We start from the raw sequence: 20,421 nt of genomic DNA, 5'->3' as shown, positions 1-20,421 counted from the left end.
AGGCAAGCTGGGATGACATCATGTATGAGCTTTATGTACAAAATAAATGAGCATTTTGAGCCTATTTTTAACGCAGCAGCGGCAACGCAGATAGTTTTTCAACAGCTTGTTAGATGATCTGGTAGCTATTCAATCTTATTCTATACTTTACGCCAAGCAATTTACTGAACAGATCTTCAATACAGTCAATCACCTGAAAGACTTTCCCGAAATCGGGCGACGCGTACCAGAAGCAGGGGAAAGAAAAGATGTGCGAGAATTAATCTTTCAAGGGTATCGCATCATTTATCTGATTCGAATCAACAATGTATTTATTATCACCATTATTCACGGCAGCAGGAATCTATCCAATATAGAAAACCAACTGTGGAATAATGATCAATGAGCACACATCAAGATGGTTGTTCTATATGGGGTCTGGCCCCTTTTTACCAGATCCCTTTTTCCCATTATTCATTGCGCCTATGCTGCAAGTAGCGTGCCGAACAAGGCACACTAACTGAGCCTCTTTACTTGGTCACAAGTGCATTGAAAGCCTTGAACACCGCCTCGAAACGATCGAGGGTCGCATTGACCGCAGGCGTGTCCATATCCAGCACGGACGAGTTCTCCAAGAGCCAACGCGAGGCGCCGAAGTGATCGAACTCGGCTACTGTTGCGGGCATCAGCTTGAATAGGGCCTCCGCCTTCTTGACGATGCGAGGGGTGGGTGCAGCTGCCATCAAGGCATCTTTCGTCACCGCATTGATTGCTGGCGGCTTGTAGGTCTGATTGAGCATCTCGACGAACAGGTCGGCGTCGAACAAGTCCTCAACATCCGATTCGGCTTGCTTCGTAAAATCCGCGCAGGTATAGAAATGCCCGGTCTTCAGGATGTCAGCCTTCTTCAAATTCTCGATCTTGGTTTTGTCGCCAGTGGCAATGTCGGAGAGAACCGCTACATTGATCCGATTGCCGCCGAAGAGCCTCACGAACGGAGCGATTTTATCGATACCGCCCGATGGACATAGCGTCCACTTCGGATCGAGCCCAACGCGTCGGCGCTTGGTCAACGCCTGCGACAAAACCTGCAAATATAGAATGTCCGAGGGACCTTCGACCAGCCAAGTGTTGGCGCCGATAAAAAGTGATTGGGTCACTTCGTAGCCCAACGCGCCTTGAAGCGGGAAGAGCGTGTCGTCGTTAACTTCGAGCACGTCGGATCGAACCTTCGTCCCCTTGACCTCGGGCCGCTTGCCCGGCTTCTCGATGACCACATCCTCCACAATGCGGACATCGGCGAGGCGATCCATTGGGACCATGAAGGGCGAATGGGTGGTGAAGATGACTTGGTGGTCCGGCAGCAGCCGCTCAACGATGTAGCGCAGCAAATCGCCTTGCGCTTTGCCATGTAGGGTCAGGCCGGGCTCGTCCAACAAAATAATGGAATTGCCGTTTCCGGGTATCTTCTTGAGCTGCTTGAACTGAGCCAAGAACGAAAAGAACCAGACGAAACCCGCACTGCGCTCGGACAAAGGCAACGTCGCCTTGTGATTATTGTTTTTGATCCGAATTTCAGCCACCGTGCCGGTATTAAACGGAGCCGGGTCCATGGCCTTTCCACTGTCAATGTCGATAACCACTTCCAACGCGTTGTTCTGACTCCAAAACTGGAAAATTTCTTCGGTGATCTCATTGCTAGCTGATTCGCATGTAGCCTTCAGGATTTCGCGGCGATCCGCACTTTGCAATTCTTCAAGCGTTGTTCCTGCATATTCCAGAAACGCAAGAAATATCTGGTCACCCACCACAACTGAGTTATTCTGTCTGTCTTGCTGGAGTTTCTGAATCGAAACTTTGCCCGACATGCGCTCGAAGTGCGAGGTGAAGAAGAACTTAGGCTGCCTGGCCGACAGTAAATCGATTACCCCTAGGGTGAAGTTTGATTTCCTGCACTTCTTGATATCCTGCAAAAGTGCCTCTTGTTTTTGCGTCTTCTCAGTCACCCCCGAAAGCGCTTTATCTGCGGCAGGGCCGTCGGACACTCCATGCAACACATTGCGCTCAGTAGCATCGAGTGCATGCTTACTGAGCAAGTTTTCCAGCACTTTGGCGCTATCGACATCAATTTCCCAAATGCGGCTGTCGTCTTCATAGCGGAAGCCAAAGTGGATTTGGAATGTATCACCATTCAAAATCCCTGTGCCAAAGCGATTTTCAACAACGGCCTTATCCACATCATCTAGTCGCCACCATGTCCGAATAACTTCGGCCTTCCCATCGGGATGTCGTTCATCGAATTTGGTTGTGAAACGTCTCGGATAGTCGATGGGCTCATCGAAATCGAACTGCTGCGAGGGTTTCAAACCTCGCATGGCACTTAACAGCGCAGTCTTGCCCGCCTCGTTCTTTCCGACAAGACAGGTAAGGTCGCCAATCTCAAACTCTTCACTATCTTCTACGGACCGATAATTTTGGACACGAACTTTGATTAGTTTCATGATTTATCTATCTCACGGTAGAACACTGCTAAAAGTGATTCACCTATCCAACTTGACCATTTTGGAACTCGAAAAAATCGCCTAAACTGAGTCGGTACCAACAACCCTCAATCCCAACTCAACGCACCCCCCGTTTGATACTCGGTCACGCGGGTTTCAAAGAAATTCTTTTCTTTTTTCAGATCGATCATTTCCGACATCCACGGGAATGGGTTGTTGGCGTTCGGATACAGCGCGTCGAGGCCGATTTGCTGGCAGCGGCGATTGGCGATGTAGCGCAGGTATTCCTTGAACATCGGCGCGTTCATGCCGAGCACGCCGCGCGGCATGGTGTCTTCGGCGTAACGGTATTCCAGCGCCACGGCTTTTTGCATCAGCGCGCTGATTTCGTCGCGGAATTCCTTGGTCCATAAATGCGGGTTTTCCATTTTAATCTGGTTGATCACGTCGATGCCGAAATTGCAGTGCATCGATTCGTCGCGCAGGATGTATTGATATTGCTCCGCGGAACCGGTCATTTTGTTTTGCCGTCCGAGCGCCAGAATTTGCGTGAAGCCGACGTAGAAAAACAGCCCTTCCATGATGCAGGCGAACACGATCAGACTTTTGAGCAATTGCTGATCGGTTTCCAATGTACCGGTCTGGAAGTGCGGATTGGTCAGCGTGTCGATGAACGGAATCAGAAATTCGTCTTTGTCGCGGATCGATGGGACTTCATGGTACGCGTTGAAAATCTCGCCTTCGTCCAGTCCCAGCGATTCGACGATGTATTGGTACGCGTGGGTATGAATCGCTTCCTCGAACGCCTGGCGTAGCAGATACTGGCGGCATTCCGGGTTGCTGATGTGGCGGTAGGTGCCGAGCACGATATTGTTCGCCGCCAGCGAATCGGCGGTGACGAAAAAACCGAGATTGCGCTTGACCAGACGGCGCTCGTCCTCGGTCAGGCCGTTCGGGTCTTTCCACAATGCGATATCGCGGCTCATGCTGATTTCCTGCGGCATCCAATGGTTAGCGCAGGCTGCCAGGTATTTATCCCACGCCCATTTGTATTTGAACGGCACCAGTTGATTGACGTCCGCCTGGCAATTAATGATTTGCTTGTCTTCCACCGAAATGCGGCGGTTGGCGCTGCCGGCAACATCCTGACCGGCCGGTTGCTGCGGCGCGGCGCTGTGATCCCGGTCGTCCCGCGGCAATGTCTGCAGCGGCAATTCAAAATCATGCTGCGCGGTACGTGGCATAGCGTTGGCCGGCAATGTTTGCGGTTGTTGCGGTTCGTCTTCAAATGTCAGCATGGTTCACTCCTTTATATTTCGATTATCTTTATGTTTCGATTCGCTTGAAGAAACATCGATTCGATCATTATTTTCCTGACGTTATCACTGGCAGGACTCGCAACTCTCATCATCGATCGCGCAGTATTTGATTTCGACGGTCGAAACTTCCACCGCCGCCTTGACGATACCCCCGTCGGCAGGCACCGCGTTCAGCGAACCGGCGCGTACCGTCGATTTTTCCGCACCGGTGGCACCCATCGAACGCAGATAATATGTGGTTTTCAAACCGCGCAGCCACGCCAGCTTGTAAGTGTCATCGAGTTTCTTGCCGGATACGCCCGCCATATAAATATTCAGCGATTGCGACTGATCGATCCATTTTTGCCGCCGCGCGCCCGCTTCGATCAACCAGCGCGGATCGACCTCGAACGCGGTCGCATACAATGTGCGGATATGATCCGGAATGCGGTCGATTTTGCTGATCGCGCCGTCGAAATACTTCAGGTCGGCGATCATCACTTCATCCCACAAATTGAGTTTTTTCAGATCGTTGACCAGCGACTTGTTGGCAATGGTGAATTCGCCGGACAAATTCGATTTGACGTACAGGTTTTGATAGGTCGGTTCGATGCTCGCGGACACGCCGACAATGTTGGAAATCGTCGCAGTCGGCGCGATCGCCAGGCAATTGGAATTGCGCATGCCGTGCTGTTTGATGCGCTGGCGCAACGCGTCCCAATTGAGCGTCGCCGACAAATCCGCTTCGACATAACCGCCGCGTTCTTGCTGCAGAATCGCCAAGGTGTCGTGCGGCAGGATGCCGCGATCCCACAAACTGCCTTTGTAGCTGCTGTAGCAACCGCGCTCTTCCGCCAATTCGGTCGATGCCCAGTAAGCGTGATACGCCACCGCTTCCATCGAACGGTCGGCGAATTCCACCGCTTCCTGCGAACTGTACGGAATGCCCAGTTGATGCAAGCAATCCTGGAATCCCATGATGCCCATGCCGACCGGGCGGTGTTTCAGATTGGCGTTGCGCGCTTTGGCGACGGCGTAGAAATTGATGTCGACGACATTGTCGAGCATGCGCATCGCGATACGCACGGTGCGTTTCAACTTGTCCATGTCGAGCGCGCCATCCTTCAAGTGCGCCAGCAAATTGACCGAACCGAGGTTGCATACGGCGATTTCCTTGTCATTGGTGTTCAGCGTAATTTCAGTGCATAAATTGGAACTGTGCACCACGCCGACATGATTTTGCGGCGAACGCACGTTGCACGGATCCTTGAACGTGATCCACGGATGCCCGGTCTCGAACAACATGCTCAGCATCTTGCGCCACAACTGCACCGCCGGAATTTTCTTGTACAGCGTCAATTCGCCGCGTTCGATTTTCGCTTCGTAAGCCAGATACGCCTGCTCGAACTGCTGACCGAATTTTTCGTGCAAATCGGGCACGTCCGACGGCGAAAACAGCGTCCAGTCGCCGCCTTCCATCACGCGCTTCATGAACAGATCGGGAATCCAGGTCGCGGTATTCATATCGTGCGTGCGGCGGCGGTCGTCACCGGTATTTTTGCGCAATTCCAGGAATTCCTCGATATCCAGATGCCAGCATTCCAGATACGCGCATACCGCGCCCTTACGCTTGCCGCCTTGATTGACCGCCACCGCGGTATCGGACACCACTTTCAGGAACGGCACCACGCCTTGCGATTTACCGTTGGTACCCTTAATGCGTGCGCCCATCGCCCGCACCGGCGTCCAGTCGTTGCCGAGACCGCCGGCATATTTAGCCAGCAAAGCATTTTCCTTGATGGCTTCATAAATGCCGTCGAGATCGTCCGGTACGGTGGTGAGATAGCATGACGACAACTGCGAACGGCAGGTGCCGGAATTAAACAACGTCGGCGTCGAGCTCATGAAGTCGAAACTCGACAATACGTTATAAAACTCGATGGCGCGCGCTTCGCGGTCGATTTCGTTCAGCGCCAGACCCATCGCCACGCGCATGAAGAAGGCTTGCGGCAATTCGATGCGGTGTTCCTTGACGTGCAGGAAATAGCGATCGTACAGCGTTTGCAGTCCGAGATAATCGAATTGCAAGTCGCGGTCAGCGTCCAATGCTTCGGACAAACGCTTCAAATCGAATTGCGCCAGGCGCGGATCGAGCAGCTCGGCTTCGATGCCGCGTTTGATGAATACCGGGAAATATTCTTTATAGTGCTCTTGCATCGCCTGCTGCGACACTTCCTCTCCCAGCACCTCGGAGCGGATATTGTTCAACAACAAACGCGCGGTGACATAGCTATACGCCGGATCTTTTTCGATCAGCACGCGCGCCGACAACACCAGCGATTTACGCACCTCGTCGAGCGATACACCGTCGTACAAGTCTTTCAAGGTCGCTTTCAAAATCAGCGAAGGATCGACGGTATTGCCCAAACCTGCGCAGGAGGATTCGATCAGCGCCGATAATTTGGCCATGTCGAGCGGCACGCGCTGACCGTTGTCGATCACAGTCAAGGTTTCCGCGACCGCTTCGGCGCTTTGCTTCAGCTTGGCGCGCTCGCGCGCTCGCGCTTCACGGTACAACACATACGCGCGCGCTACATCGTGTTCACCGGAGCGCATCAGCGCCAATTCCACTTGATCTTGAATATCCTCGATATGGAAGGTGCCGCTATCCGGTTGACGCCGCAGCAATGCGTTCACCACATCGCTGGTCAGATTGGCCACGACTTCGCGCACCCGCACCGATGCCGCGCCCTGCCCGCCGTCGACGGCGATAAATGCCTTGGTCATCGCTACTGAAATCTTGCCCGGCTCAAATGCCACCACCGCGCCATTACGGCGGATGACTCGGTGCTGGGAAAACGGGGAATTGGGTGTCGGTGTATCCATTAAAGTTTGATTTCCGGAAACAGATTTGAGGTGCGTCGGTTCTGTCGCGAGTTGCATCGGTGATCCCTCCTGACTGATAATTCATCAAAGAAAAGACAAATTTCCATTGATTCAACGAGCTAGTATCGTTATTAGAAAACCACTATATCTAGTAGTCAATGAATAGTACTGCGGCACTAATAGTACAACACAAATTATTTTTGTGCAGAAAAATTTTTGGATATTTTTCGATTAAAAAGAAAAAATGATGATCGTTTCCCAGTAAAAACCGGTTACTATCAGTTGCTTGAAATGGCATTCCCGGATGATGTTTTTTTACAACGCGGGAAAAATTGAGGAAATAGGAATCCGCAGCGGGTTAATCTGCAATCCGGCTGATTTTCTAGAACGTGGCGCGCACGCCAAAGATGAAGCTGCGCCCCGGTTCCGGCGCAAAATTTCTCAGAAAAGACACGGAATTGCGTATTTCTTCATTGAGTAAGTTATGACCTTTGGCGAATAACCATACATCGCCCCATTTACCCGCTTTTAATTGATAATCCGCCGAAGCGGTCAATAAATGATAACCGTCCGTCGCCGTTTCATTTCCGCCCGGGTGCCGTTGCGCTTCCGCCCGGGTATAGCGCAGCGCCGTATTCCAAGCGGGATTGCCGAGTCCCAATTCGGCGCCGTAACGTAACGGCGGCATACGCGGCACATCGGCACGATCGCCATTGATAAATCGTCCGCGAACGTAATCCGAAAACAGAGTCAGCAGCACATTGCTGCCACCGGGCAATTGGTAAAGCGTACCGTCAATCTGGGATTCAAAACCGGCAAATTCCGCATTCCGCTGGTCATAAGCAAGCACCGAAACGCATTCCGTGCCGCTGGCACAGTGCTGACCTATGGTTTCGTTATCGACGTCATAAACCAATCCGGTGTTGCGCAGGTAGATATAGTCATCGGTGCGGTTGTAATAGCCATTGATGCGCGCATTGATACGGCCCGGTTTCCATTCGAACCCCAAGTCGACCATGTTGACGGTCTCATTTTTCAATTGCACATTGCCAATCTCAAAACTGCGAACCGATAAATGCGGCCCTAGCGCCAATAATTCTTGAATATCCGGCGGGCGTTTGCCACGATTCAGCGTCAGGGTTAATGCCGTATCTTGCCGCAGATTCCATTGCAATGCGGTTGAAGCGGAAAATGCCTGATAATCCATGGAATCCGGCAATGCAACGGGAGGCAATGCGTCACTATCGCGCAGCTTCAATTCACTTGCATTGGGATTAATACGCGCATGTTCAAATCGGACACCACCTCGCACAATCCAATTTTTCCAGGTGTAATCCTGCGTCGTATAAAACCCCAACGTTTGCTGTTTAGTCGGCGGCACAAAGGTTTCAACGCCTAACGCGGAGAAATCACGGTCAATCCAGTGCGCTCCCACTGTTCCGGTTAAATTGGGCAGCGCATTGTGACGCGCTTCAACGCGCCCTTCACCGACGTCGTTTTTAAATTTGGTAAAAGGGGAACCGCCTTCGAATTCGGTATGTCCGTAATTAACCAAGCCATAACGGAAACTGACGCTTTCCACGCCGCGCATCGGCTCATACCATTCGGTCTTGAAATCATAGCGGGTTTGCTGCATGTTGATGCGGATGTTCGGTGACAGCGCTTGAGGCTCGGCAATACCTTCAAACCCTTTAGGAACGCCATAGCGGTTATCGGTATGACTCACCGACATGCCGGCCATAAAATTATCGCCCAGCCATGAGACGCCGGTATAGCCGCCAAGTCCTTTGCTATCGGTATTAGGAACTTTGCCTGCGACATTCTGAACATCCGGCAAACCGGTTGATGCTTCGTCGATCGCTTTTCCCGGAATCCGGATATCATCCCGCTGACGGAAAAATCCTCCCAAGTTGAATGCAAACCGGTCCTTACCGGTGTTCAACCGGAATCCCGAATGCGTGCCATTGCCATTGGTGTCGTAGCGGTTTTCTACGGAACCGCTTACAGGTTGCTTGGCTCTTTTGCCTGGAATACGGCTATCGTTGACATCCACCACGCCTCCGATGGCATTTCCGCCATAGCGGATCACCTCGGGCCCGCGCAGAATCTGCACGTTATCGGCGAATAACGAATCAATCGCAACGGCATGGTCGGGACTGAGACTGCTGGCATCATGACTACCGATGCCATTCTGCAAAATACGAACACGCGAGCCGGTCAAGCCGCGTATCACCGGTGTACCGACGCCTGGACCGAATGAGGCATTACTGACACCCAATTCTCCCTGCAACGTTTGGCCCAGCGTATCCCCTTGCTGCAACCGTAAGGCGCGTCCTTTTAAAACACTGCTGTTCGGCTTCAGCATTTCATCCGCGGATGTGCCGATGATTTGAATGGGCGCCAATTGAACGGCTGAATTGGATTTTCCCGGCTCGGACGCTGCTTTCTCTGGTTCCGGGTCCTTAGCGGCCGCCGGTTGTTCTGCCGATACCTGATTGACTTGTCCCGTCATCAGTATCAGTACCAGTGCAATATGTATCGTTATTTTCCGCGACGGTAAAAGCATATGTAACGACCGATTGACGCATGAACAAATGGATTCATACTTAAGTTGCAAGCATTCAAGTAGTTGAACTCATTAAAAAATAGAATTGTCAGTGACATTTTATTCTCGTTAATTATTGCTAAATCGCATTTCCCGGGAATCGCCGGTCAATTGATAGCAACTGCAACCGCGCCTTCTGAAACAGGGAAATTTGAGCCGAAAAATAAAGTTATTATTGAAGCGAAAGGATGATATGTTATATCATATCCAATAGCAATACCAAACAAACGGAACTATCAAAATAGCCATTGAATAATGCAAATTGAGTGACGGATATTGCGTTGCAAGCAAGTGAGGCATACCGATCAATCTTGCGGAACCCATTGCCGGCTTGGATCGGCGATCAACAACCGAGGAGATACTGCGATGATTTTTACATATCGGCAATTTCGAGTAAAATGCTCATGTAATCAATAGATTCTTGTTTTCCAAAAGTAGAAGAAATCAAAATGTCAGCAGATATCGATCAAATTATCAAACGATCACAAGAAGTGTGTGCGTCAACCGGCAACAAGTTAACGGAAAAACGTAAAAATGTACTGACGGTATTACTGGCTTCCACCATACCGCTGTCGGCATACGACATTGTCGATAAATATAAAGCCCAATTTCAGGAATCGCTCCCCGTCATGTCGGTCTATCGCATGCTGGATTTCCTGATTCAGGAAAAATTGGTTCATAAACTGGAAACCGCCGGTCAATACATGTCCTGCGCACATATCACCTGCAATCATCAGCATGAAACCCCGCAATTTTTGATTTGTGACCGCTGTGGCAGCGTCAAGGAAATCGGCATCAAAAAACATATCATCGAAGATCTCGAGCGAAGCATTCAGAGCACAGGGTTTGCATTGGCGCATCAGCAATTGGAATTGCACGGTGTATGCAAGCAATGTCAAGCCATTTCAAAATGACTATTTTTATCTGAATTCTGTCATGGAGGATCACAGCAACTCACGAATCCCGGTCATTTTGCTCACCGGTTTTCTTGGCAGCGGCAAAACCACGTTACTCAATCAACTGGTGCGCCACCCCTATTTCAGCAAAACCCTGGTGATCATCAACGAATTCGGCGAAATCAGCTTGGATCATTTGCTGGTCACGCAAAGCACTGAAACGGTGGTGATGGAAATGGGCAACGGCTGCATCTGTTGCTCGATTCGGGGCGACTTGGCGAAAGTGCTTAAAGACGCTACCTGGCGTTTCGCCCGCAACGGTACACGCAACTTTGACCGGGTCGTGATCGAAACCACCGGATTAGCGGATCCCGCGCCGGTATTGCATACTTTGATGACTGACCGGCACATCGCCAGCCGTTATCGCTTGGATGCGATCGTCACGACAGTGGATGCAGTCAATGCGATGGAAACGCTCGATCGCCACATGGAAGCGGTGAAACAAATCGCCGTGGCTGACCGGATCATTTTGACCAAAAGCGATTTACTCGATGAAAAAACGCTCGCCGCCGTACAGCAGCGGGTGCATATGCTGAACCCGGCCGCGTTGCAATTGCTGTCGATCAATGGACAAGCGGATCTGCAGTCGACTTTCAATCGCACGTTATTTTCGGTCGAACAAAAAACACCGGATGTGATGAAATGGCTCAACGCGGAATCGTATGAATCCAAGCCAGCCAATCGTTACCAGCCTGTCAATCCCGAAAGCAATCAATTATCCCGCGCGCATTCACCGGTTGCTCAGTTCGATATCAACCGTCACGACGATCATGTGCAGGCCTTTTGCTTCACCTTCGAAGATCCCATCGATCCGGCGCTTTTCGACAATTGGCTGAATCTGCTCATGACGATCAAAGGCCCGGATATTTTGCGGATTAAAGGATTATTGAACATGAAGAACCGCACCGCGCCTTGGGTTATTCACGGCGTGCAGCATATTTTCCATCCGCCGGTGGAATTACCCGAGTGGCCTTCGGAAGATCACCGGACCCGTATCGTCTTTATTACGCGGGATGTACCCTATTCCGTGATTAAAGACACTTTTATAGCGCTGGTAGACCCGGCTCAAGCAAGCAATGTATCGTAAATCGATCATGACCGGCTGGTTATTATTTTTTGCGGCATCATCCTGCGGTGCGATCGCATCGGCAGAACACCCGATGCACGAACCGCATGTACATGGCATCGCCGTATTGAATATCGTTCTGGAAAAAAATGAGGTGCATTTAACCTTGGAATCTCCGGCCATGAACTTACTAGGATTTGAGCATGCACCCGTTACCGACGAACAAAAAGCCGTCTTCCGAATTACCCAACAAACGCTGACCGAGGCAACCGGGTTATTCACATTTCCCGGAGCAAACTGCCAGCTCCAAAGTAGCGATATCCAGATGCTGGAAAAACAGACTCATTCAGACCATGATGATCACGGCCATGCAAGCGAACATGCCGATATTCATGCCAATTACCGTTTCAACTGCTCGCAAATTCAGCAATTAAACGATATTACAACCCATTTGTTCGCTGTTTTCCCGGGAATTCAACAAATCAAGGCGCAATGGATTACCAGCCGGTCACAAGGCATGAAGACGCTCACACCGGCAACCAATAGCCTGACAATAAAGTAAGCTGCGCAGGTTATTCGGTATAAGGTTTGATATCCGCCACTTGTAACGTATAAGCGGAGGTCGCGACATCGTTTTCGGTTAGTGTTGTCCTTAGCAAGCCCGTCAGCCAGAAAGCTTCTTGCAAATGATTGAGCTTGAACCCCTTATCATAAACACCGTAAATGATTTGATTGGGCGGCGGCGGTGGCACATGGATGCAAGCACCGAAATACGGCACCAGAAAAAAGCGCGTCACCAATTGATTCTTGCCAAACTCCAGCGGCACGATATAACCCGGTATCCGGATTCTTTGCTGATCGAATTCCGGCATAATCCGCGTGGATTTAAGAGCCTGCTGATAACGATCGTCTCCGGCTTGCGGCGCTGCAAGCTTAAATTGCGTATTAAGCCGGTCTTGCTCGGAACCATCCTCGATGTCATCAAGGTAATCCGGCGGATTCAACAATGCTTCCAAATCATCCTTCGGCATCAGATCCACCCATTCGATGGTCCGGTACGGCACCGCTCCGGATGGTTGCTGCTTTAACAGATTATGTGAATTGGATTGCGCGGTCGAATCAGCACAGTAAAAACTGATCGCCAACAGCATGGCCGTGATGCTGACAAAGGCCAGCCGGTTATCGATTGAATCGCGCAATTTGCGAAAAAGTACTGTTGTAATCATACGGTGCAGTATATCATCCGGGTACAGGCCAAGAAAAATCAGGAAGGAGGTTTTGTTGACGTTCATCTCTCCGGAAACCCCATTGGAAGCGGCTGCAACGCAATCACCCGACGCGATAAAAATTAGCCGGTTAGTTTTTTCCTACCCCGGAAAGAATTCAGCGGCGATACTCGACATTCCGTATTGGCAAATTCGGCAAGGCGAGCGAATTTTTCTGCATGGACCTTCCGGATCAGGAAAATCGACTTTGTTAAATCTGCTGGCGGGAATTTTGACAACGGCCCAAGGCAGCATTGAAATCCTGGGTCAAAATCTAAGCGCACTCTCAACCCGCCAACGGGATCGCTTCAGAGCCCGTCGTATTGGCATTGTGTTCCAACAATTCAACCTGATTCCTTATTTGAATGTATTCGACAATGTCCGTTTGGCCGCTTATTTCGGTAACAAAGAAAATACGAAGATCGAACAGAAAACATTGCAATTGTTTGCTGCATTGGGATTGGACCGTTCGATACTAAACAAACAAACCAATGCATTGAGCGTCGGCCAACAACAACGGGTTGCGATTGCCCGGGCGCTCATCAATTCTCCGGAAATTCTGATTGCCGACGAGCCGACTTCGGCATTGGACAATGATGCCCGCGCTGCTTTCATGCAACTCTTGACCAATGTCTGCCGGAATCAACGAAGCACATTGATTTTTGTCAGCCATGACACTTCATTGGCGCAACATTTCCAGCGAATTGTTGACCTGACCACCCTCAATCACACGGGAACCGCGATTCATGCTTGCTAAGATCGCATGGCGCAGTTTACGCAACCGGCAATATACCGTCTTATTGACATTGCTTTCCGTTGCGATCAGTACGTTTGTATTACTCGGAGTCGAACATATCCGCTTCGAAGCCAAAGAAAGTTTCAGCAAAACGGTTTCCGGTGTCGATTTGATCGTCGGCGCCCGCACCGGTCAACTCAACTTACTGCTGTATTCGGTATTTCGTATCGGCAACCCGACCAATAATATTTCGTGGCACAGCTACCGCCAATTTGCGGATGACCCCAAAGTGGCGTGGACCATTCCGATCTCATTAGGCGATTCGCATCGTGGCTTCCGCGTGGTCGGAACTACCCATGATTTTTTCGAGCGATTCCGCTTCGGAGAGAACGCCAAACTGGATTTTTCCGAAGGCCGGGCATTCGCGAAAGTGTTCGATGTCGTGCTCGGCGCCGATGTCGCCAGAAAGCTCAATTACCGTTTACACGACACCATCGTGTTAGCCCATGGACTCGGGCAAGTCAGTTTCAGTTTGCATGATGACAGACCCTTCACTGTCACAGGGATTCTCAGGCCGACCGGCACCCCCGCCGATCAAGCGTTATACGTTAGCCTACAAGGGATGGAAGCGATCCACCTCAATTGGCGGGATGGTGTAAAAATTCCAGGTAAGCAGATTGCCGGCGATGATATAGAAAAGCGTGATCTCACGCCGAAAAGCATCACTGCGTTCATGATAGGGCTACAGTCTAAAATGGCGATTTTCCAGATGCAACGCCAAATCAATCAATACGCCAAAGAACCGTTGCTGGCGATTCTTCCCGGCGTAACGTTGATGGAACTATGGGAAATGATGCGGACGATGGAAAACACGCTGCAATTGATCTCTTACCTGGTATTGTTCTCGGCGCTGTTGGGATTGAGCACCATGCTGTTGTCATCGATTCGCGAAAGACAACGCGAAATTGCAGTAATGCGCGCGATCGGCGCAAGTTCGCTGTTTATTTTCCTGCTTATTCAGATAGAAGCTTTGTTGATCGTATCTGCCGCCATCATCCTGGCGATTTTCTTATTAACAGCGACGCTCCATTTTTCCAAAACCTATCTGGCTGAAAATTTCGGTATTTTCATTAACCACCTGGTTATCAATGACCCGATCATCGCTCATCTCGGCATCATCATCGCCAGCACCTTCCTGCTGGGATTGATTCCTGCGCTGAGTGCTTATCGCTTGTCACTGCATCAAGGATTAACAATCAAGAACTGAGCGGTTTATTTTCTTTTCCGGCGCTTTTCGACCGCCTTGGCCAGTTGTTGCAATACCTGCTCGGTGGTTTCGAAACCGATGCAGCCATCGGTAATGCTTTGCCCGTAAACCAACTCTTCGCGTTTTTTACCATCAGCTCTTTGATTGCCTTCGACCAGATGACTCTCGATCATCACGCCGCAAATCGCACGATTTCCAGCAGCAATTTGCTCGGCCACATTAGCCGCGACTTCCGCTTGGCGGCGGTAATCCTTGTGGCTGTTGGCATGACTGAAATCAATCATCAAGTGCGGCGGCAGTTTGGCTTTAGTCAATTCTTCAGTCGCCGATTCGACACTGGCGGCATCATAATTCGGCTTTTTACCACCGCGCAAAATAATGTGGCAATCCTCATTGCCCTTAGTGGCAAAAATCGCGGTATGCCCTTCTTTGGTAACCGACAGGAAATGATGCGGACGCGAAGCTGCGGCAATGGCATCAATGGCAATATTCAGATTGCCGTAGGTGCCATTTTTAAAACCGATCGGACAAGACACGCCGGAAGCCAATTCGCGATGACCTTGACTTTCGGTGGTGCGAGCACCAATCGCCGCCCAACTGATCAGGTCGGATAAATACTGCGGGCTGATCAAATCCAAATATTCGGTCGCCGATGGCATACCGATGGTATTCAAATCCAGCAACAACCGCCGCGCCATTCTTAAACCTTTGTTGATATGGAAACTATTATCCAAATCCGGATCATTGATCAACCCTTTCCAGCCAATGGTCGTGCGCGGCTTTTCAAAATACACGCGCATCACGATATGCAATTGCGATTTAAGCACTTCGCGCAAATGCTTCAGCCGCGCCGCATATTCCAAAGCCGCATCGACATCGTGAATTGAGCATGGCCCGACCACCACCTGCAAGCGATCGTCTTCGCCGTGCAAAATCTGATGAATGCTTTGCCGCGCCGAATAAACGGTTTCAGTCGCAATTTCCGTCATTGGATATTCGCGGTGCAGCTCCACCGGCGGTGTGAGTTCATGCACGCCGACAATGCGCAGATCATCGGTTTGGTATTTCATGTGGCTTCCTTCATTATGAGAACTTGTTTATTTCGACCCGGACTTACCGCCACCAACAAGCAGCGGGCGGCAAGAAGAAAATAGTCCGTATTTTAACCTAAGCGAGGAATTTCTTCAGAATCATTGGTGTAATAAAAGCCGCTTCCAGGAAAACGCTGATTCATCCACCAAATAAGAGGAAATGCAAAGTGGATGGAACGCAAGAAACGAAACATATAAATTTACGTTTCGGTCCTTGTCAATTTCACCTGTATTGACCTTTGATTACACCGGTTCCCTCCAAGGATTAACCGATGAAGGCCGGGGATTGAATAGCGTTACCGCTGAAGGCGTTTCAGCCGTTCCGGAACCTGGGACCTATGCGATGTTACTCACCGGTTTAGGCTTGCTGGGCTTCACGGCAAGCCGCCGCAAAGTGGCTGCGGCCTAATCACGCTGGCAATAATAGTACAAACAACAAACAGGGCCACGGCCTCTGTTTTTTATGGCCGTACAGTGTCCCAAAGTTTCTGCAACCGTTTGGGCGATACCGGAGACGGTGTTTTCAATTCCTGCGCGAATAGCGACACGCGCAATTCCTCGATTTGCCAGCGGAATTCTTCCAAATTGCCATCATTCACGCCGATTTTCCGGTGCTTTTCGAGCCGTTGCAAATATTGTTGCCAGAATGGCGCCACTTCGGCACTGGTGCGCTGATCCCGCTCCGGATTCGCGGAAAGCTTATCCAAACGCACCGTCATACCTTTCAAATAGCGCGGCAAGTGTTGCAATCGCTTCCATTCATTATTAGTCAGAAAACCAGGGTAGAGCAAATGATCGAGTTGTTCTTTTAGATCCGATTTCACGCGTTCATTGCGAACCGCCGCTAAACGCGCCGTCAATGTTTGATACTCGACGCCGATTTGCTGCAGGAGTTTTGCCAATGCCGAGGATACTTCCGGCAGGCGGTTTCTGGCACGCTGGCACTGCGCGTCAAACTCGCTTTCGTTACGTGGCAGAGGATCGTCGCTGAGCAATGCCCGATCGAGAATGGCATTCAACATATCTTGCTTCAAATCGCCCGGAGTCATGCGGCTCGCCAGTTGCATGCTGGCTTGTTTTAAACCAGGCAGGCTCTTGTCCAATTGTTTGATTTGTTCTTTCAACATCAGGCTTAATAGCCGCCGTACACCCGGGCGCATCGCATGATCTGCCGCTTCCCGCGTATCGAACAAGCGAATCGCGACACTCTCAGTTTGATCGATGAGCGCCGGATAGCCCGTCATCGGTTGACCGTTGCGCATGAACGCAATTTCCATCGGCAAATCGCCAAAATCCCACTGCGCAATCCGCTCGCGCTCGATCGCAATTTTTTCGTCGGCGGAGTCGCGTTTCACAAACGATTGTTGCGCAGCCTGGCCAAGCTGCCGCTGCAGCCCGGCAAGATCGCGGCTCATCGCCAATTCCTCACCGGCATCGTCAATCACGCGGATATTCATCCGCAAATGCAATGGTATCTCGCTGATTGGCCACGTTTCCGTCGGCACCGTCAGCGTCGTTTTCCTGAGAATGTATTGCTGCAACGCATCAACCAGCGGTAATGGGTGTACAGCATTTGAATGGCCCGCCAAAAATTCCGTCACCGATTCGGGCAACGGCACCAGCATCCGCCGGAATTGCTTCGGCAATGCTTTCAAATACCAGGTGATTTTCTCGCGGATCAATCCCGGTACCAGGTAATCGAGTTGTTTCGCTTCCAGGCGGTTCAGGAACGGCAGCGAAACCATCACCGTCACGCCGTCGAGCACATGACCGGGTTCGAAGCGATACGAAAGCGCCAGTTCACTGCCGTCCGGCAACATCATCGCTTCGGGAAATTGCACCTCGGTTACATGCCCGGCTTCATGCCGCATCAGCAATTCCCGCTTTAAATACAGCAATTGCGGATTCTGCTGCTCCGCCTGCTTGCGCCATTTCTCAAATCCCGCACCGTTCGTGATGCCCTGCGGAATAATCGCATCGTAAAACGCAAAAATTTCCTGTTCGTCGACCAGCACGTCCTGCCGCCGTGTTTTATGCTCCAGTTCTTCGATTTCCTGAATCAACGCTTGATTGTGCAGAAAAAATGGCGCTTCCGTGACGTATTCCCCTGCAGTCAGTGCCGCACGGATAAAAATCTCGCGCGCTTCCTTCGGATGGATCGGTCCATAGTGAACGGACCGCTTTGGCACGATGATCAAACCGTACAACGTGACCTGCTCAAAAGCGACGACTTGCGCGCGCTTCTTTTCCCAATGCGGATCGAAATAATGCCGCTTGCACAAATTACCGGCTATTCGTTCCAACCAGGCCGGGTCGATTTTCGCTGCGCAACGCGCATATAGCTTGGCAGTCTCAACCAATTCCGCCGCCACCACCCATTTAGCCTTGCCTTTTTTCAACACCGAACCGGGAAAAATCGTCAGCTTAATGCCGCGCGCGCCCAGATATTCACCTTCCTTCTCGGTTTTGAAACCGATATTGCCAAGCAAGCCGGGTAACAATGCGCGATGAATCTCGTCGTAGTTCGCCTGAGCTTCATTAGGCCTGAAACCCATTTCCGTCATCAGCACATGCAATTGCCCGTGAATCTCGCGCCACTCACGTAAGCGGCGATACGACAGAAAACGCTCGCGGCATTGCGCCAGCAGTTTCTTATTGGATTTCTTATGTTTCAGCAAATCGTCGAAGAAATCCCATAATTTCAAATACGCCATAAAATCCGAACGTTCATCTTGAAAACGGCGATGCGCTTCATCCGCAGCAGTCTGGTACTCGAACGGCCGGTCGCGCGGATCTTGAACGCTCAGCGCCGACGCGATGATCAGGATTTCGTGCAGGCAATTCTCCTGTTTTGCCGCCAAAATCATGCGGGCAATCTTCGGGTCGATCGGAAATTTAGCCAAGCGCCAGCCGATTGCAGTCAGATTGCGATTGTCGTCGACTGCGCCGAGTTCCGCGAGCAGCTGATAACCGTCGGCGATCATTCTCGGTGACGGCGGCTCCAGAAACGGAAAATTCTCGACATCGCCGATTTTCAGCGATTTCATACGTAAAATCACTGCCGCCAACGACGAGCGCAAAATTTCCGGATCGGTAAACTCCGGCCTGCTCTGAAAATCCTGTTCGGAATACAAGCGGATGCACACGCCGTTCGCGACCCGGCCGCAGCGCCCTGCTCTTTGATTCGCCGACGCGCGCGAGATTTTCTCCACCAGCAATTGTTCGACCTTGTTGCGGTAGCTGTAGCGATTGATCCGTGCCAGACCGACATCGATCACATAATGAATCCCTGGAACGGTCAATGACGTTTCCGCGACGTTGGTCGCCAACACGATGCGGCGCACACCGTCCGGCTGAAAGACCCGTTCCTGCTCCGCGACCGACAACCGGGCGAACAACGGCAGGATTTCGATATTCGAATGAAAGCGGTGAAACGAATGTTTACGCAAAGTTTCAGCGGTTTCCCGAATCTCGCGCTCACCCGGCAGAAATATCAGGATATCGCCCGATCCCAAAGCATGCAGTTCCTCAACCGCATGGATAATGGCTTGTTGCGTATCGCCACTGCTGTCGTCGTCATCATCGGCCAGCGGTGCACGGTAATGGATCTCGACCGGATACAACCGCCCGCTGACTTCGATCACCGGCGCATCGTTAAAATGCCGGGAAAAGCGCTGCGCATCGATAGTCGCCGACGTCACGATCAGTTTCAAATCCGGTCGTTTCGGCAGCAGTTGCTTGAGGTAACCAAGCAAGAAATCGATATTCAGGCTGCGCTCGTGCGCCTCGTCGATAATCAAGGTATCGTAAGCCTGTAACCATGGATCGCTCTGCGTCTCAGCCAGCAGAATTCCGTCGGTCATCAATTTGATATAGGAATCCGCGCTGATTTTGTCGGTAAACCGCACCTTGTAACCGACCACTTGCCCCAGTCGGCTGTTCAATTCCGCCGCAATCCGCCCCGCCACCGTGCGCGCCGCAATCCGCCGCGGCTGCGTATGCCCGATCAAACCGTGCACACCGCGTTTGAGTTCCAGGCAAATTTTAGGGATTTGCGTGGTCTTGCCCGAACCGGTTTCGCCGCAAATGATCACGATTTGATGATTTTCAATCGCTTGCTTGATTTCTTCCCGGCGAAGATTGACCGGCAGATCGTCGGCGTAAACCGGGTTAGGAAGCTGCGCTAATCGCTTGGTAATGACTTCGGGAGAAAATTTCTTCATAGAAGTGCAGCAAAATCAAATCGTTTGTTACGAATGGCCATTTCAAATGGCCTTATAAGTTATCTAACGGGCTGACAACCACTTTGCTTGGAATTGTTCCTTCTTGACGAGCACATTAAACTATGTGTAAAGGAGAAGGAAGGTGATTCAAAAATATAAACCTGCATATCTAGGGCCTGTTGACATTTCACATAGGTAACCACAGATACCCGCATGCCATGGCAACCATACTCTCAAAATTTCTCTCCAGTCTGCCATATCGCGTAGCCACTGTCCGGTACTGTTTTATCCGGGCAAAGACGTTTTCTACCAAATGCCGGTATCGATACAATCCCCAATCCATGTCTGTGTTACCCTTTGTCGAATTGCACTTCCTTGGTATCACAGCTTTGGTTCCTTTCTTTACTATCTGATCACGTATAAACTCACTGTCATAACCCTTATCCGCTACAATCGGTAATTTGGCAATTAACTGCGGTGCTGCAGAACAGTCATTGACTTCGCCACCGGTGATTTCAAACTCAGCAGGTAAACCATCACCATCGACC

At 50.9% G+C, this 20,421-nt stretch carries 16 protein-coding genes; 8 read left to right on the top strand and 8 right to left on the bottom strand.

The genetic code is table 11. The annotated features are described in order from the left end of the window. Positions 1-106: 106 nt before the first annotated feature. Complete coding sequence (locus KF839_RS14120) at positions 107-385, top strand: type II toxin-antitoxin system RelE/ParE family toxin (RefSeq protein WP_292918471.1); 279 nt, start codon at positions 107-109, stop codon at positions 383-385. A gap of 124 nt (positions 386-509) precedes the next feature. On the opposite strand, the gene KF839_RS14115 is transcribed toward KF839_RS14120, so the two are convergent. The 4 genes from KF839_RS14115 to KF839_RS14100 form a co-directional block, all read right to left on the bottom strand. Continuing rightward, on the bottom strand, positions 510-2,480 hold the full coding sequence (locus KF839_RS14115; protein ID WP_292918470.1) for an ATP-dependent nuclease: 1,971 nt from the start codon (positions 2,478-2,480) through the stop codon (positions 510-512). A 107-nt stretch (positions 2,481-2,587) separates the two neighbouring features. Then, positions 2,588-3,778, bottom strand: a complete 1,191-nt coding sequence (locus tag KF839_RS14110) for a ribonucleotide-diphosphate reductase subunit beta (RefSeq protein WP_292918469.1) — start codon at positions 3,776-3,778, stop codon at positions 2,588-2,590. An 84-nt stretch (positions 3,779-3,862) separates the two neighbouring features. Further along, positions 3,863-6,721 carry a ribonucleoside-diphosphate reductase subunit alpha gene (locus tag KF839_RS14105; RefSeq protein ID WP_292918468.1) on the bottom strand — a complete coding sequence of 953 codons (2,859 nt, stop codon included), beginning with the start codon at positions 6,719-6,721 and terminating at the stop codon, positions 3,863-3,865. Positions 6,722-7,046: 325 nt separating this feature from the next. Beyond that, positions 7,047-9,230 carry a TonB-dependent receptor gene (locus KF839_RS14100; protein ID WP_292918467.1) on the bottom strand — a complete coding sequence of 728 codons (2,184 nt, stop codon included), beginning with the start codon at positions 9,228-9,230 and terminating at the stop codon, positions 7,047-7,049. A 63-nt stretch (positions 9,231-9,293) separates the two neighbouring features. Between KF839_RS14100 and KF839_RS14095 the strand changes: the two genes are divergently transcribed. From KF839_RS14095 to KF839_RS14080, 4 genes are all read left to right on the top strand, one after another. Then, a complete protein-coding gene (locus KF839_RS14095; RefSeq protein ID WP_292918466.1) occupies positions 9,294-9,461 on the top strand; it encodes a hypothetical protein in 168 nt (55 codons plus the stop codon). 257 nt (positions 9,462-9,718) lie between these two features. Further along, on the top strand, positions 9,719-10,183 hold the full coding sequence (locus tag KF839_RS14090) for a Fur family transcriptional regulator (RefSeq protein WP_292918465.1): 465 nt from the start codon (positions 9,719-9,721) through the stop codon (positions 10,181-10,183). Between the two features lie 22 nt (positions 10,184-10,205). Beyond that, entirely contained in the window at positions 10,206-11,312 is a 1,107-nt protein-coding gene (locus KF839_RS14085) for a CobW family GTP-binding protein (RefSeq protein ID WP_292918464.1), read from the top strand. Continuing rightward, positions 11,302-11,853, top strand: a complete 552-nt coding sequence (locus tag KF839_RS14080; RefSeq protein ID WP_292918463.1) for a DUF2796 domain-containing protein — start codon at positions 11,302-11,304, stop codon at positions 11,851-11,853. Before KF839_RS14085 ends, KF839_RS14080 begins: the two co-directional genes overlap by 11 nt. A 10-nt stretch (positions 11,854-11,863) precedes the next feature. On the opposite strand, the gene KF839_RS14075 is transcribed toward KF839_RS14080, so the two are convergent. Next, positions 11,864-12,583, bottom strand: coding sequence for a DUF3299 domain-containing protein (locus KF839_RS14075; protein WP_292918462.1), 720 nt, complete (start codon positions 12,581-12,583; stop codon positions 11,864-11,866). Here KF839_RS14075 and KF839_RS14070 point away from each other — a divergent pair. Beyond that, complete coding sequence (locus KF839_RS14070) at positions 12,573-13,313, top strand: ABC transporter ATP-binding protein (RefSeq protein ID WP_292918461.1); 741 nt, start codon at positions 12,573-12,575, stop codon at positions 13,311-13,313. The genes KF839_RS14075 and KF839_RS14070 overlap by 11 nt on opposite strands. After that, positions 13,303-14,559, top strand: a complete 1,257-nt coding sequence (locus tag KF839_RS14065) for an ABC transporter permease (protein WP_292918460.1) — start codon at positions 13,303-13,305, stop codon at positions 14,557-14,559. The genes KF839_RS14070 and KF839_RS14065 overlap by 11 nt, the downstream gene beginning before the upstream one ends. A 5-nt stretch (positions 14,560-14,564) precedes the next feature. Here KF839_RS14065 and aroG read toward each other — a convergent pair whose 3' ends face one another. Next, positions 14,565-15,629 (bottom strand): 3-deoxy-7-phosphoheptulonate synthase AroG, encoded by a 1,065-nt coding sequence (gene aroG, locus KF839_RS14060; RefSeq protein WP_292918459.1) that lies wholly within the window; start codon positions 15,627-15,629, stop codon positions 14,565-14,567. Between the two features lie 235 nt (positions 15,630-15,864). On the opposite strand from aroG, the gene KF839_RS14905 reads away from it, so the two are divergent. Beyond that, positions 15,865-16,059: a PEP-CTERM sorting domain-containing protein gene (locus KF839_RS14905; RefSeq protein ID WP_416362376.1), complete on the top strand. Its 195-nt coding sequence runs from the start codon at positions 15,865-15,867 to the stop codon at positions 16,057-16,059. A 52-nt stretch (positions 16,060-16,111) separates the two neighbouring features. Here KF839_RS14905 and hrpA read toward each other — a convergent pair whose 3' ends face one another. Both hrpA and KF839_RS14045 read right to left on the bottom strand, forming a co-directional pair. Then, entirely contained in the window at positions 16,112-19,873 is a 3,762-nt protein-coding gene (gene hrpA, locus KF839_RS14050) for an ATP-dependent RNA helicase HrpA (protein ID WP_292918458.1), read from the bottom strand. Between the two features lie 187 nt (positions 19,874-20,060). Next, positions 20,061-20,421 (bottom strand): IS5 family transposase (locus tag KF839_RS14045; protein ID WP_292918457.1); only part of this gene is annotated, 361 nt, incomplete at its 5' end.

It is taken from the genome of Nitrosomonas sp. (assembly GCF_019635155.1).
Lineage (GTDB): Bacteria > Pseudomonadota > Gammaproteobacteria > Burkholderiales > Nitrosomonadaceae > Nitrosomonas.
This window is presented reverse-complemented; position numbering and strand designations above follow the sequence as displayed.

Coding starts and splice junctions, on each gene's coding strand:
- KF839_RS14115 (WP_292918470.1), bottom strand. CDS start 2,480: ATGAAACTAATCAAAGTTCGTGTCCAAAATTATCGGTCCGTAGAAGAT.
- KF839_RS14110 (WP_292918469.1), bottom strand. CDS start 3,778: ATGCTGACATTTGAAGACGAACCGCAACAACCGCAAACATTGCCGGCC.
- KF839_RS14105 (WP_292918468.1), bottom strand. CDS start 6,721: ATGCAACTCGCGACAGAACCGACGCACCTCAAATCTGTTTCCGGAAAT.
- KF839_RS14100 (WP_292918467.1), bottom strand. CDS start 9,230: ATGCTTTTACCGTCGCGGAAAATAACGATACATATTGCACTGGTACTG.
- KF839_RS14090 (WP_292918465.1), top strand. CDS start 9,719: ATGTCAGCAGATATCGATCAAATTATCAAACGATCACAAGAAGTGTGT.
- KF839_RS14085 (WP_292918464.1), top strand. CDS start 10,206: ATGGAGGATCACAGCAACTCACGAATCCCGGTCATTTTGCTCACCGGT.
- KF839_RS14080 (WP_292918463.1), top strand. CDS start 11,302: ATGTATCGTAAATCGATCATGACCGGCTGGTTATTATTTTTTGCGGCA.
- KF839_RS14075 (WP_292918462.1), bottom strand. CDS start 12,583: ATGAACGTCAACAAAACCTCCTTCCTGATTTTTCTTGGCCTGTACCCG.
- KF839_RS14065 (WP_292918460.1), top strand. CDS start 13,303: ATGCTTGCTAAGATCGCATGGCGCAGTTTACGCAACCGGCAATATACC.
- aroG (WP_292918459.1), bottom strand. CDS start 15,629: ATGAAATACCAAACCGATGATCTGCGCATTGTCGGCGTGCATGAACTC.
- hrpA (WP_292918458.1), bottom strand. CDS start 19,873: ATGAAGAAATTTTCTCCCGAAGTCATTACCAAGCGATTAGCGCAGCTT.